Annotated in this window: 15 protein-coding genes; 7 read left to right on the forward strand and 8 right to left on the reverse strand. The window is 41.0% G+C overall.

The features are described from left to right. Positions 1-75 precede the first annotated feature (75 nt). A complete protein-coding gene (locus MKZ03_RS04820) occupies positions 76-594 on the reverse strand; it encodes a DUF3267 domain-containing protein (protein ID WP_307499397.1) in 519 nt (172 codons plus the stop codon). A gap of 233 nt (positions 595-827) precedes the next feature. Between MKZ03_RS04820 and MKZ03_RS04825 the strand changes: the two genes are divergently transcribed. Then, a complete protein-coding gene (locus MKZ03_RS04825) occupies positions 828-1,172 on the forward strand; it encodes a YhaI family protein (protein WP_034663590.1) in 345 nt (114 codons plus the stop codon). On the opposite strand, the gene MKZ03_RS04830 is transcribed toward MKZ03_RS04825, so the two are convergent. Then, positions 1,150-1,770, reverse strand: coding sequence for an HTH-type transcriptional regulator Hpr (locus MKZ03_RS04830; RefSeq protein ID WP_307499398.1), 621 nt, complete (start codon positions 1,768-1,770; stop codon positions 1,150-1,152). The genes MKZ03_RS04825 and MKZ03_RS04830 overlap by 23 nt on opposite strands. Positions 1,771-1,957: 187 nt before the next feature. Beyond that, positions 1,958-2,314: a YtxH domain-containing protein gene (locus MKZ03_RS04835; RefSeq protein ID WP_034663584.1), complete on the reverse strand. Its 357-nt coding sequence runs from the start codon at positions 2,312-2,314 to the stop codon at positions 1,958-1,960. A gap of 128 nt (positions 2,315-2,442) precedes the next feature. On the opposite strand from MKZ03_RS04835, the gene MKZ03_RS04840 reads away from it, so the two are divergent. Next, on the forward strand, positions 2,443-2,634 hold the full coding sequence (locus MKZ03_RS04840; protein ID WP_003211362.1) for a hypothetical protein: 192 nt from the start codon (positions 2,443-2,445) through the stop codon (positions 2,632-2,634). A 49-nt stretch (positions 2,635-2,683) separates the two neighbouring features. On the opposite strand, the gene MKZ03_RS04845 is transcribed toward MKZ03_RS04840, so the two are convergent. The 3 genes from MKZ03_RS04845 to MKZ03_RS04855 all read right to left on the reverse strand — a co-directional run bounded on the left by MKZ03_RS04845 (position 2,684) and on the right by MKZ03_RS04855 (position 4,996). After that, the gene (locus tag MKZ03_RS04845) at positions 2,684-3,202 is read right to left on the reverse strand and encodes a tryptophan transporter (protein ID WP_024425455.1); all 519 of its coding nucleotides are present in this window, start codon (positions 3,200-3,202) and stop codon (positions 2,684-2,686) included. Between the two features lie 125 nt (positions 3,203-3,327). Further along, the gene (serC, locus tag MKZ03_RS04850; RefSeq protein ID WP_341031124.1) at positions 3,328-4,407 is read right to left on the reverse strand and encodes a 3-phosphoserine/phosphohydroxythreonine transaminase; all 1,080 of its coding nucleotides are present in this window, start codon (positions 4,405-4,407) and stop codon (positions 3,328-3,330) included. Positions 4,408-4,567: 160 nt separating this feature from the next. Further along, a complete protein-coding gene (locus MKZ03_RS04855; RefSeq protein ID WP_341031126.1) occupies positions 4,568-4,996 on the reverse strand; it encodes an HIT family protein in 429 nt (142 codons plus the stop codon). Positions 4,997-5,482: 486 nt separating this feature from the next. Here MKZ03_RS04855 and MKZ03_RS04860 point away from each other — a divergent pair, with 486 nt between their 5' ends. The 3 genes from MKZ03_RS04860 to MKZ03_RS04870 are packed head-to-tail and all read left to right on the forward strand — an operon-like array spanning position 5,483 to position 8,197. Beyond that, on the forward strand, positions 5,483-6,223 hold the full coding sequence (locus tag MKZ03_RS04860) for an ABC transporter ATP-binding protein (RefSeq protein ID WP_003212171.1): 741 nt from the start codon (positions 5,483-5,485) through the stop codon (positions 6,221-6,223). After that, positions 6,216-7,436, forward strand: coding sequence for an ABC transporter permease (locus MKZ03_RS04865; protein ID WP_341031128.1), 1,221 nt, complete (start codon positions 6,216-6,218; stop codon positions 7,434-7,436). Before MKZ03_RS04860 ends, MKZ03_RS04865 begins: the two co-directional genes overlap by 8 nt. A 53-nt stretch (positions 7,437-7,489) precedes the next feature. Continuing rightward, positions 7,490-8,197, forward strand: coding sequence for an EcsC family protein (locus MKZ03_RS04870; RefSeq protein ID WP_334748497.1), 708 nt, complete (start codon positions 7,490-7,492; stop codon positions 8,195-8,197). Positions 8,198-8,225: 28 nt separating this feature from the next. On the opposite strand, the gene MKZ03_RS04875 is transcribed toward MKZ03_RS04870, so the two are convergent. Continuing rightward, positions 8,226-9,413, reverse strand: a complete 1,188-nt coding sequence (locus MKZ03_RS04875; protein WP_060595923.1) for a M20 family metallopeptidase — start codon at positions 9,411-9,413, stop codon at positions 8,226-8,228. Positions 9,414-9,696: 283 nt separating this feature from the next. Here MKZ03_RS04875 and MKZ03_RS04880 point away from each other — a divergent pair, with 283 nt between their 5' ends. Beyond that, positions 9,697-9,849 (forward strand): hypothetical protein, encoded by a 153-nt coding sequence (locus tag MKZ03_RS04880; protein WP_341031129.1) that lies wholly within the window; start codon positions 9,697-9,699, stop codon positions 9,847-9,849. Between the two features lie 64 nt (positions 9,850-9,913). On the opposite strand, the gene MKZ03_RS04885 is transcribed toward MKZ03_RS04880, so the two are convergent. Further along, on the reverse strand, positions 9,914-10,399 hold the full coding sequence (locus MKZ03_RS04885; RefSeq protein ID WP_341031131.1) for an antibiotic biosynthesis monooxygenase family protein: 486 nt from the start codon (positions 10,397-10,399) through the stop codon (positions 9,914-9,916). A 127-nt stretch (positions 10,400-10,526) separates the two neighbouring features. Here MKZ03_RS04885 and MKZ03_RS04890 point away from each other — a divergent pair, with 127 nt between their 5' ends. Next, positions 10,527-12,662 carry a transglycosylase domain-containing protein gene (locus MKZ03_RS04890; RefSeq protein ID WP_341031133.1) on the forward strand — a complete coding sequence of 712 codons (2,136 nt, stop codon included), beginning with the start codon at positions 10,527-10,529 and terminating at the stop codon, positions 12,660-12,662. Positions 12,663-12,767 lie beyond the last annotated feature (105 nt).

Raw genomic sequence — 12,767 nt, forward strand, 5'->3', positions numbered from 1 at the left:
CCCCCCTCTCTATGCTATTCCCATACTACATTACCAAATTTTTTATGAAAAAGATAGAAGTTGGCTTTAAAAACCTCATGATGAGGAAGTTTGGTCAACTAAAATATCAAACTCGTCTTGGGCTTGATCGATAATGCAGGATTTAGGTGCTTTGAGCAGTTTCCATGCAAATAAAAAGTCAGGCAAACAATAGCCTGCATGAATACTTGCGATGATGATAAAATAGTGTGCATACATTGGAAACGCCACGCCTAACACAAAGTAAAGCGGTGAAATCACACAAAATGGACTGAGAAGTGAATAAAGCATTACTTTCTTTGGCACACGCTTCCAGCAATTTCGTTTAAATAGCGTCATTTTTTTCTTGTTTTTCATCACTGGGATCAAGTGAACCACACGGTGGACAAGCAATGTCATAAGTAAAAGTACAGCAAAAAGCGGTGCGTTGTGGCTGCTTAGTCTCGTTTCAGGATGAGTCAGTTGAAAACATAAAAAAGCCATAATGAAAAAAAGTATAGCAAGACTTATGGCTGAAATCAGCAGTCTCGTATAACCATAATCCTTTTCAAGATTAATGGTTTTCCAACAATTCATTTTTCATCCTTCCAATCTTAAAAAACTAATTGAATATCTCAAGATAATTTACTCTTCCTGAGGATAAAAATCAATGGTTTTGTTGAAAAAAAATAAAATGTTGCCTTCATATGGAATAAAGAGAGGAAACTTTGGGTTTTTCAAGAAAAAAAGACAGAAGAGGGAGGTTCGTCTCTTTCGTCAATGAGTAATTTCGGCTAAAATAGAAAGACTAAGAGAAAGAGGGAACGTACATGAGTATTGAGGAACGAATGAGCCAGCTCGAATATTATATGGAACTTTTGCTGACGGCGACCGATATGAGCCGTTATCCATATTATGCATTATTGATCAGGCAGCGGGTATCGAAAGAAGAGGCGAAGGAAATTGAGCGTATTTGTGCTGAGCTTTCAGAGGAAATGGACAAGCAAAAAGCACAAGGCTACGTCATGTTTGACGATATGCTTGCGCTTTTTGCAGGACAGTTAATTGAAAAGCTGGATGTGCATGAGACGATATTTGCATTGCATGATCAAGGGCTGTTTCAGCCGTTAATGAATGAATTTATAAAGATCATTAAACAATTTGATTTGCTTTAGCCGCTTTTTCTGCTGCATCAGTTGAGTCTTCAAGTTCCTCAGGCTTTTTCGTGACTTTTCCTCGCTCATTCAAAAAGTCCTTCTCAATGTTTGAAAACGATTTCTCAAAAATCTCCATGAAATCCTCACCATAGATGTTTCGGATAATACACATCATTTCTAAGATCTCAGGAAACTTTCCGTAAATGTCATGAAGCGGCTGAGCGCCTTTGACAATACCAGTTCGTGCCGGGTCATAATCTTCAAGTAGTTTATGGAATGTCTCTTCGCCTTTTGGCGTTAGCTCAATATACGTATTGCGTTTATCGTTTAACTTTTTAGAAAATTTTAAAAATCCTCGTTCCTCCAGTTTCTTGGAGAAGTTAAACGCCGTTGATACATGCATGACGCCAAACTTTGCAATTTCTGATATTGAAGCTCCTTTTAATTGATACGCAATCCACAAAATATGATGTTCATTGATATTTAGGTTATACGGTTTGATCCACTGCTGCCAGTCCTTTTCAATGGATTTCCAAAGAGCTTTGCTCAATTGGGCCATTCTTTGACTGAATAAAAGTGCTTCTTTTACATCGAAAGGCTGTTCCGAATGATTCATCCATTTCACCTACTTCTCTTTTTCTTGTAATTCTATTATGCCAATAAAATAAAGATTAATAAAGCTGAAAATTCAAGAATTTTTAAAACTCATGAAAAACATTGACAAAATAACCTTTTTTCAACAAAAAAAGTGCGGGATACGCACCCCGCACACTTTTGTAAACGAATATTTTTTCGTGAGTATATTAGTTTTGTAAGGTTTTCTCCAGTTGTTTGAGCTTTTCCTCAATTTCCTGAATTTCCTTTTGCAAGTCCTGCTGGTGAGGTTTGATTTCTTCGCGCCATTGCTGAATCGATGCTTGTAATTCAGTTCCGACTTCTTTAATGACCTCTGCGCTTTCTTTTGCTGTTTCAACAATTTGCTCTTTTAAAGCTTGTCCATCTCTTTTTAATCTTGTCAGCGTATCTTCGAATTTGTCATAGCCGTCTTTCATCTTTCCGCGCACATCTCTGCCAGAAGAGGGAGTCGTCAGGAGCACTGCCGCACCTCCGAGGAGACCGCCTACAAATAATCCTGTTAATAAAGAACGTCCACTAGCCATTCAAATCACCTCTAGTCAAATTTTGCACATTCGCATGTTCTCTCTGAGCTGACGATCAGCTTCATTGAACTTCCATACATAGCTTGCTTTATTTTAGCATACTTTTGAAGAAAAGGGAGGGGAGAAGGTTGTCTGTCTTTCTGTTCGTTTTTACGTGTATCGGTGTCGTTTTTACAGGTGGTTCTATTCATTATGCAAGACAGCTGGGGTATGCAGGGTCTTATCCGCCAAAACATGTATTAAAGCAAAAAGCACTTGTGTGTGCGGCAGGTGCAGGGATTTCGCTCCTCATTTTGCTGCTGACCCTTTTTCTTTTATAAAAGCATGAAAAAAACCTCTTCATCTATTATGAAGAGGTTCGATTATTCGTTAAGCAACTTCTATCATTCTTGCACGCCTTAGAATGGACTGAGCAATTGGGAAGACAAATACCATGGCAATGGTATTAATCACGGCTGCTGGAAGGACAACGCCCACAAGAAGTGCCGGTAATGCAGCTGGCAGTCCAGTAATTAGTAAAGCGGCAGATAGGAAAATCACGCCGGATACGATGGTTCCAATCGCAGTTAACACAGCGGTCAGCACCACTTTGTTCTTTATCTTCAAGCAAGATAAGAAAAGGGCTAGGAAGATAAAGGCTGTCACTGGTTTATCAATCATATTTGGAATTTGTCCGCCTGGGAAACCCGTTGTTAATGCAGAAATGACGCCAGTTACTAGGGCAATAACCACTACATGCTGTACCTTTGGGAAAAGGATGATGCTTAAAAACATCATGACCAGCATCATATCAGGTTTCATTCCGAAAAAGATGGGCGGGAAAATCGTATGCAAAACAGCTCCCATTGCTGCAAGCAATGACATAATCACTAATTCTTTTGTTTTCATTTCTATGCTCTCCTCTGCTAAGCTCTTAGGACTCTCCAATAATATGGCTCATCATTTATTGCAAGAGTCATCACTTTATATTTCTCGTTATTATAACAAATTTATTTCTCTATAGAAAAGCTTTTTTACTCATTTTCTTGCTGGAACTTTTTCATAAAGTCCGCAAGCTTTTGGCAGTCTTCAATCGATACCGCATTGTAAATAGATGCTCTGCATCCACCGACAGAACGATGGCCGGCAAGTCCAACCATTTGTTCCTGCTTTGCTTTCTCTACAAAGGAAGCAGTGAGCGAATCATCACGAAGGGTAAACGTGACATTCATATGCGAACGGCTGTCAGTGCGTGCGTGTCCTTTGTAAAAACCGCCGCTTTGATCAATTGTGTCGTAGAGAATGCCTGCTTTTTGTTCATTGCGTTTTTCCGCTGCTTCTACGCCGCCAGCCTGTTTGACATGCTCAAGGACGAGAGACAGCATATAAATCGCAAAAGTCGGTGGTGTGTGATAAAGAGAGTTGGCTTTTGCGTGTGTTGAATATTTTAATATTTTCGGTGTGCTGCTTTTCTCTTTCTCTAATAAACGTTTGCGCGCGATCACAATCGTGATACCAGAAGGCCCTAAGTTTTTTTGTGCCCCAGCATAAATGAAATCAAATTGAGAAACATCGATTTTTTTGCTGAGAATATCACTGGACATATCTGCAATGAGCGGCAATGACGTGTCTGGGAACGTTATCCATTGAGTGCCGAAAATCGTATTGTTTGATGTGATGTGTAAGTAAGCGCCATCTGTTAAACCGGAGGCATCTACTTCTGGAATATACGAGTAGTTGTCGTCTTCACTTGAAGCAAACACAGATGTTTCACCAAACCCTTTTGCTTCTGATAATGCTTTTTCTGACCAAGCGCCTGTTTGAATGAAATGAGCCGTTTCGCCTTCATGTAAGAAGTTCATAGGAATCATCGCAAATTGAAGACTAGCTCCGCCCTGTAAAAAGAGGACTTCGTACTCTTCAGGAATATCCATCAGTTCCACCAACAGTGCTTTTGCCTTATTGTGGACTTCTTCATATTCACCGCTGCGATGAGACAGCTCCATCACAGACATCCCAGTTTGTTTAAAATCAACAAGTTCTTCCTGTGCTTTTTGAAGCACTTCTAGCGGCAGTGCCGCCGGACCAGCATTAAAATTCGTCGTTCGCTTCATCACAATCTCTCCCTATTTCTCGCGTTAATGGATCAAAAGATAAAACCATCCTATCACAAATTTGAAGCAATTGGACAAAAAATTTGAATCGTTCTAAATATCTTACTATTAAGAGATGGAGGGGATAAAAAGGGGGTAGAAATAAGGAAAACCTCATCTATTAAGATGAGGTAAGCCGCGTGTGGATGGCAGAAGAAATATCTTTTAAATCCTCTGACGTGTATTGCTCTTGATGTGATTTCCATACGGCACCAAAGCCATCGCCTTTTCCGTAGCGCGGAATGATATGCATATGGTAATGGAACACAGATTGTCCGGCTTTTTCGCCGTTGTTGTTCAGAAGGTTTAACCCAATTGGTTCAAATTCCTGTTTGATTGCTCTTGCAATTTTCGGAATCGCTTGGAAGTAGTGATTAGACACTTCTGGTGTCATCTTGTAGATATTTTCTTTATGTATTTTCGGAATTACAAGGGTATGTCCTTTTGTTACTTGGCTAATATCTAGAAAAGCCAATACATGCTCGTCTTCATATACTTTTGCACATGGAATGTCTCCATCAATGATCTTGCAAAAAATACAATTGCTCACATCATGTCACTCCTTATTCATTTTCCTTCATCGTATCACAAAAAGAAGCAAAAAAGAAAACAGGACAAGCGAACTCCTTTGGTCGCTCATCCTGCTCCTGCAGAAGAAATGCTGATGCTTTCATTCGATATGCCTTTTGAATTCTCTATTTACTGAAATAAAGAATTCATATGCCTGCTATTTCTGCCGTAAACACCTCATTTGACGTTTTGGTTTGTCGTATACATATTGTATAGGACACAAAAATCAAGAATCAGTGAAGCAAAACAGAAGCTAAGGTTTTTAGATGAAAAACCAACTTGTCATGCGGTTCTTTGCCTTTAACAAACACCTCATTTACTTATTGGTCATCAAGTTCATTTCTTCTACATACATTATGATGACCAAAGCGCCTATTTTTTATTCATGCCCGGTTATAGGTAAACATTTCAAATTACCTTTCGTTTTTGTTACTATAAAGGAAAAAAGAAAGAAAGGAACGAATTCATGTCCCTTCTCACTGTAAAAGATGTAACGGGTGGATATACGAAGAATCCCGTTCTAAAAAATATCTCATTTGAATTAGAAAGAAATCAAATCGTCGGTCTCATCGGCTTAAACGGGGCGGGGAAAAGCACAACCATTCGCCATATCATTGGGCTCATGAAACCGCATAAAGGTGTCATTGAATTGAATGGACGAACTCTTCAAGACGATCAAGAGGCGTATCGTTCGCAATTTACGTTTATTCCAGAAACACCTGTATTATATGAAGAATTAACCTTAAAAGAGCATTTAGAGCTGACAGCGATGGCTTACGGTCTGTCAAAGGAACAATTAGATGAACGTCTGCCGTCATTGCTGAAAGAATTTCGAATGGAGAAACGGCTGAAATGGTTCCCTGCTCATTTTTCAAAAGGAATGAAGCAGAAGGTCATGATTATGTGTGCATTCCTTGTTGAACCAGAACTGTATATCATCGATGAACCGTTTTTAGGGCTTGATCCTCTTGCGATTAATGCACTTCTTGAACGGATGAATGCTGCGAAGAAAAACGGCGCAAGTGTCCTGATGTCGACGCATATTTTGGCGACAGCTGAGCGCTATTGTGATTCCTTTATTATTTTGCACGAAGGGGAAATCAGAGCGAAAGGAACACTGACAGAGCTGAGAGAACAGTTCAATATGAGAGATGCGACACTCGATGATCTTTATTTGGAATTAACAAAGGAAGAAAGCTATGAGTAAAACGACGCAAACCATTTGGAAATCCCGATTAGAGGAACACATACAAGATACAAGAAAATATTTAAAATACATGTTCAATGATCATCTTGTCATTGTGCTCATTTTTTTCCTTGCAGGCGGAGCGAGCTGGTATAGTAACTGGCTCAAACAGATTCCGGCTCACTTCCCATCCTACTGGGTCATGGCAGTTGTTTTTTCATTGGTGCTGACAAGCTCTTACGTGCGTACGTTGATCAAAGAAGCAGATCTCGTGTTTTTGCTTCCTTTGGAAGGGAAGATGGAGCCTTATTTAAAACAAGCTTTTAATTTTAGCTTCATTTCTCAGCTGTTTCCTCTTATTGCCGTATCCATTGTTGCACTTCCGCTTTATTCTGCGGTGTCTTCAGGCGGCCTCAAGATGTATGTGCTGATATTGGCGCAAATGATTTTGATCAAGGGTGTGAATACAGCAATTCAATGGAGGATCACTTATTTTCAAGGAAAACAGATCAGATGGCTTGATGCAGTCCTTCGTTTTCTATTGAATATGATTTTGATCTATACCGTTTTACAGGCATCCTATGCAATCGCAATCGTTTTTTATCTGATCTATGGTGTCTATCTCGTTTACTTAACCAATGCAGTAAAAAAACAGCCTTTTCAATGGGAATTGCATATTTCTGACGAATTAAAACGAAAACAGCGTTTTTATCGTCTGGCAAACTTATTTACAGATGTGCCTCATTTAAAGAAACAGGTGAAAAGAAGAGCATACATGGACTGGCTCTTGCAGTTTGTTCCGTATGACCAGCGTAAAACTTTTTCTTACATGTATGTGAGGGCGTTTTTACGTTCAAATGACTATTTTGGTCTCGTGTTTAGGCTAACCGCCGTGTTTGTGCTGATTATTTTGTATACAGGTGCAGCAGGCTGGGTGGGTGCGCTGCTTGTCTTGTTCACCGTGTTTATCACAGGTGTACAGCTTGTGCCGTTAACGAAGCACTTTGCCCATCTTTCATTACAGGCACTTTATCCAGTTGCTCAGCAAGAAAAGGATCGGAGCTTTTTTGTTCTCGTTCGTAATGTACTTATTATTCAATCGATATTGCTGAGCTGTGCAGTACTCCCGGCAGGAGGATGGCAGGGAAGTGGACTTGCCCTTCTGATTTCGCTGGCATTTGTGCTTGTCCTCTTCAAGCCTTACGTACTCAGTCGATTAAAAAAGATGAGATAAGCGGAGATATGTTTCTGACAGCGAGCGTATGATGACATCAAGGAGGGGACCGGATGAATGCAGCTGAACGGGAGTTATATGAAGAAGCCATTCTTTTTCAAACGCGTTTTTTAAGAAAACCTTCGAAGATCGAACGGTTTTCAAAAGGAGTTCAGCAGCAGGTGAACCGCAAAATCCCTGCTCGATTTCATCAAGTCATCACAAGTGCGGTCAAAACAATGGTTGAATCCACCGTATCAGGATCGCACTTCACTTCATTTTCGGTGATTGATGAGCAATTATCTATCATCGAGCGAAATGAACTGGCAAAGGAGAAAGTGAAGTACTATCAAAAGGCAGCTGCGATCGAAGGAATTGGAACAGGTGCAGGTGGTATATTGCTCGGTATGGCAGACTTTCCGCTGTTGCTTAGCATTAAGATGAAATGTCTTTATGAGCTGGCATGTATTTATGGCTTTGATTTGTCTCAAAAAGAGGAAAGACTCTTTTTGCTCTGTATATTTCAACTCGCCTTTTCCGGCAGTGAACATCGTCAAAAAATGATGAACATCATAGATGATTGGGAAACGAGCTGCGAGGAAATGGATTGGTACAGCTTTCAGCAGGAGTATCGAGATTACATTGACCTAGTGAAGCTATTTCAATTAATGCCGATCGTCGGAGCCGCTGTTGGCGGTGTGGCAAATCATCAGCTGACAGGACAGCTTGGAGATGTCGCTCGTCATGTGTTTCACTTACGAGTGTTGAAAGAAATGAAATAGAAAAGCCGCTGGCGACAGCGGCTTTTTTTCATTCATCGTAGGAAAGGACGGCACGGGCGAGTACCTTTGCTGCGACAGGCATTGCTTTTTCGTTGATATCAAATTTTGGGTGATGATGGGGATACACGTCTTGGCTGTTTTCAGGCATGGCGCCTGTGTAAAAGAAGGTACCAGGGACATGCTGAAGGTAGTAAGCAAAATCTTCTCCACCCATTTGGGTTTCCGCTTCTTTTACTTCTGTGACACCTTCTGTCTGTTTTGCGATGTCAGCAATATATTCAGTCGGCTTTGGATGATTTTTGACAGCAGGATATCCTCTCACATATTCATATGTGTAGTCGGCATCATGCATGTCGCACACCCCTTTCACGACCTGTTCAATTTCTCGTTCGATGGTGTGTCGTGCACTTTCTTCAAAGGATCGTGCAGTACCAGTTAAAACAGCTGAATCTGCAATGACGTTAAAAGCATTCTCTGCCACAAAACCTCCAACAGATACAACAGCAGAATCAACTGGATTGACTTTACGGGCAACGACTTGCTGCAGGTTTGCGACGATTTGTGAACCGATGAGTACAGCATCTTTCGTTAAGTGAGGCTGGGCGCCGTGTCCGCCTTTCCCCTGAACTCGAATAGAGAAGCGATCGGCGGCTGCCATAAAGTTCCCGCTTTTATAAAGAACGGTGCCACAAGGCTCTGGAGACCAAAGGTGCGTACCGAATATGACATCGACACCGTCTAAGCAGCCGTCTTCAATCATTGGTTTTGCACCGCCTGGCGCATATTCTTCTGCGTGCTGATGAATGAGGACGATTTTCCCTTTTAATTGATCGCGGTGCTCATTCAAGATTTTCGCTAAGACAAGTAGTGTCGCTGTGTGCCCATCGTGCCCGCATGCATGCATCACACCTGGCTTTGTTGATTTGTAAGGCACTTCCTTTTCATCATGGATGGGAAGTGCATCAAAATCAGCCCTGAGGGCAATCGTCGGCCCCGGAGAAGCTCCTTCGATAAAGGCGAGTACACCATGGCCGCCCACCTGTGTACGTGTTGGTATATGTAATGTGTCATAGTAGTTGGCGATGAAAGCGGCTGTTTCTTCTTCCTGGAAAGAAAGTTCAGGATTCATGTGGAGATGGCGTCTAATTTCAACCATTTCCTCATAATGTTCATCAAGACGTTCATTAATGCTTTTTTGTAAAGTGGATATTGTCATTGAGTCGAAAACCTCCTTCATGCTCTTTTACTGATTGTATGGTAATTGTTAGAATCTTTCAACAGAAGAGGATTTCGCATGCTGCATCAAAAGGTCATTTTACATAAAAGTCGAAGTTGATATGAAGCGGGGAAAGGGAGGAATCGTGTTGGGAAGCTGTCCAAATTGTTCAAAAGCATTTTCTTTCGTTGAAAAGTTTCATTTATCACATACGAAAATGATGATGTGTCCAAGCTGTCGTCATCAGGTCAAAGAAACCTTTGTCTCCAAGATGAGTTTTTTCATGATCTGCTTGATTTCGCTATTGGTGATGCTCATTCAATTGAAAGGTGCTTCACCTATGTTGAAGTGGCCGATCTTATTAGGATGGATACTATTGAATTTCTATGTGCTTCAGCCGATCATTCATCGGTACGAGCTGACATCAAGACGATGAAATGAAAAGCCCAGCTATTGGGCTTTTTTTCATGAAAAAAAGAAGTGCTGCTTTCAGCGCTTCCTTAATTGTCTGTAACGGCATGATAGGATGTGAGAAAAGCAGGACGAGAGAAGATGGAGCCAGTATCCTCATTTGGCTGAAAGAACGCTTCTGATTCTTGAAAGTCTTCAAATAAGTCCTCTGATTCCCAAAGTGTCATAATCAAATACACTTCTTCATCTTTTTTCGGTTTTAACACTCGAAGAGCCTGGAAGCCCCGCTGATGTTCTGAGATGTTCGTCTTCTTCTGAAAAGTAGATTCAAAAAGTGCTCTGCTTTCAAGCTTCACAGGGATATGATTCAAGGTGACGAAGCCAGATTGGACTAGCTCACCTTTCGCATAAATCACATCATAGGCATGAGGGGCTTTAAAAACAGTCTCGCCCTCCGTCTCATGGAAAAGAGCTGCTTGTTCTTTTCCGACCATATAAAGCAGATTCTCCTGATCGTGTTTCTTTGCGATTTTATGCAAGAAATCTGCTGTTCCATATGTGATATAGACATTCATCTAAACCGCCTCCTGCTTGATAGTATAACAAAAGAATGATATATAATTCTTTGGTAGTCAATCCATAAAACATATTATGAAGCAATACATCCCATACTATCCGTATAAAGGAATGAGGTGACCTAATTTGAAGAAAAAGAAGATAATCATTCCATTAGTCATTGCAGGAAGTACCATCGTACTTTCATTTATTGGCTATCTGACCATTTTATTTTTAGGACATTATGTCATAGATGAAAAGAAGCTTGTTTTTCATGCTTCATCCCAAATCATTGATCAGAATGGAAAAGAACTTACAAGTATGTATTCAGAAAATCGGGACCCTGTCTCATTAAAGGAGGTACCTGATAAAGTAGCGAAAGCTTTTGTGGCTGTCGAGGACAAACGATTTTATGAGCATCATGGAATTGATGCACAGTCAATTTCAAGGGCGGTTTATCGAGATATATTAGCAGGAGGAAAGGTAGAGGGCGGCAGTACAATCACTCAGCAGCTCGCAAAAAATATTTTTCTCACAAATGACAAAACCTTTCTTCGTAAAACAAAAGAAGTCATTATTGCCATTAATTTAGAAAGAGATTATTCAAAGGATAAACTGCTCGAGATGTATCTGAATCAGCTTTACTTCGGTCATGGCGTCTACGGTATTCAGGCAGCAGCCAATTATTACTTTAGTAAAGATGTGAAAGATTTAACTGTCAGCGAAGGGGCTACACTCGCTGCGATGCCAAAAGCGCCGTCTACTTACTCGCCTGTTTTACACCCTGATAAAAATAAACAAAGGCGGGACACCATCCTTAATTTAATGAATGAGCAAGGATATTTATCATCAACAGAAACAGTAGAAGCAAAAGGGAGAACACTAGGCATTCATTTGAAAAAGAAATCAGAAACGCCTTGGGTAGACAGCTATGTCGATCTCATCATTAAGGAAGCAGAGTCAGAGTATGCCATTTCACATGAACAATTGCTTCAAGGCGGTTATACCATTACAGTTCCAATCGATATGAATCTGCAAAAGGTCGCCTACGATGCGATGAAAAACAACCGTTATTTCCCGGGAAAAAGCGGTTCTCCTGAAAGCAGCGCCGTCTTTATTGATAACGAGTCTGGCGGAGTAAAAGCAGCGATTGGAGGACGAGAATATCAAGCAAGGGGCTATAACAGGGTTACCGCTGTTAGACAGCCTGGATCTGTTTTCAAGCCGATCGCGGTATATGGTCCGGCAATGCAGGAGAAAAAATTCAGACCTTATTCCCTGCTTGAAGACAAAGAAAAAAGCTATGACGGCTATTCACCAAAGAATTACGATGGGCAGTATGAAGGCAGGGTCACAATGGTGGATGCGCTCATGAAAAGTAAGAATACAGCTGCGGTGTGGACATTAAGCGAGCTTGGTATTGATACCTCGAAATCATATCTCGAGAAAATGGGAATGGAGATTTCGGATAAAGGACTTGCCATGGCACTTGGCGGCTTAGAAAAAGGGGTTTCTCCACTTCAAATCGCTGGAGCTTTCCACACATTTGCAAATGAAGGCGTATATAAAAAGCCTTTCTTCATTCAGAAAATCACCAATGATGATGGAGAAACGGTAGAGAAGAATCACAGTAAGTCAGAACGAGTGTTTAGCGTTCAGAATGCTTGGGATATGACAAGAATGCTGCAACAAGTCGTCAAAGGCGGAACAGCCCAGAGCGGTTCATATGCTGGAGATTTAGCAGGTAAAACAGGCACGACCACATATTCAGGTGTGAAAGGTGCAACAAAAGATGCTTGGTTTGCCGGCTATACGCCAAGTACAACAGGTGCCATCTGGATGGGGTATGACAAAACCGATAACAGTCACTATTTAACTGGCGGCAGTCAATACCCAGTGCAGCTGTTTAAAGATATTTTAACGACAGCCCAAATCACCAATGAAACGTTTGAAAAACCAGAGGGGATTAAAGAACTTCAATCGCCAATCCATTTAGAGGGACTTTCAGGATTTGAAGCCCGCTATGCGTTTAAAATCAAAGGATTGTTTACATTAGAGCTGTCTTGGGACAAGCAGGAGGATAAACGGGTTGAATACCGTATTTATGAAAAGAGAAATGGAAACGAGACGCTGATCGATTCAGTGACAGGCACAAATAGCTACACAATGCCGTATGCCAATGTGTTTTCAGATGCGGAGTATAAGGTGGTTCCATATAATACCCAAACGCAAGAAGAAGGAGAAGGCAGCCCGTATGTCAAGCCAGAGGCTTTTGGACGTTAATATTCGGCGATTTTTTGAACATTGAGCCGCTTTAGTATACCGTGCCTTGAAAAAGCGGTATAGTAAAAGCAGTGTTTGAGCCTTATACAAAGAGCGTGTAAGGCG

It is taken from the genome of Bacillus sp. FSL R5-0431 (assembly GCF_038002985.1).
Lineage (GTDB): Bacteria > Bacillota > Bacilli > Bacillales > Bacillaceae > Bacillus.

Bases quoted from the DNA above. Each gene is read 5' to 3' on its own strand.
- MKZ03_RS04820 (WP_307499397.1), bottom strand. From the start codon at position 594: ATGAATTGTTGGAAAACCATTAATCTTGAAAAGGATTATGGTTATACG.
- MKZ03_RS04825 (WP_034663590.1), top strand. From the start codon at position 828: ATGAGTATTGAGGAACGAATGAGCCAGCTCGAATATTATATGGAACTT.
- MKZ03_RS04830 (WP_307499398.1), bottom strand. From the start codon at position 1,770: ATGAATCATTCGGAACAGCCTTTCGATGTAAAAGAAGCACTTTTATTC.
- MKZ03_RS04835 (WP_034663584.1), bottom strand. From the start codon at position 2,314: ATGGCTAGTGGACGTTCTTTATTAACAGGATTATTTGTAGGCGGTCTC.
- MKZ03_RS04845 (WP_024425455.1), bottom strand. From the start codon at position 3,202: ATGAAAACAAAAGAATTAGTGATTATGTCATTGCTTGCAGCAATGGGA.
- serC (WP_341031124.1), bottom strand. From the start codon at position 4,407: ATGAAGCGAACGACGAATTTTAATGCTGGTCCGGCGGCACTGCCGCTA.
- MKZ03_RS04860 (WP_003212171.1), top strand. From the start codon at position 5,483: ATGTCCCTTCTCACTGTAAAAGATGTAACGGGTGGATATACGAAGAAT.
- MKZ03_RS04865 (WP_341031128.1), top strand. From the start codon at position 6,216: ATGAGTAAAACGACGCAAACCATTTGGAAATCCCGATTAGAGGAACAC.
- MKZ03_RS04870 (WP_334748497.1), top strand. From the start codon at position 7,490: ATGAATGCAGCTGAACGGGAGTTATATGAAGAAGCCATTCTTTTTCAA.
- MKZ03_RS04875 (WP_060595923.1), bottom strand. From the start codon at position 9,413: ATGACAATATCCACTTTACAAAAAAGCATTAATGAACGTCTTGATGAA.
- MKZ03_RS04880 (WP_341031129.1), top strand. From the start codon at position 9,697: ATGATCTGCTTGATTTCGCTATTGGTGATGCTCATTCAATTGAAAGGT.
- MKZ03_RS04885 (WP_341031131.1), bottom strand. From the start codon at position 10,399: ATGAATGTCTATATCACATATGGAACAGCAGATTTCTTGCATAAAATC.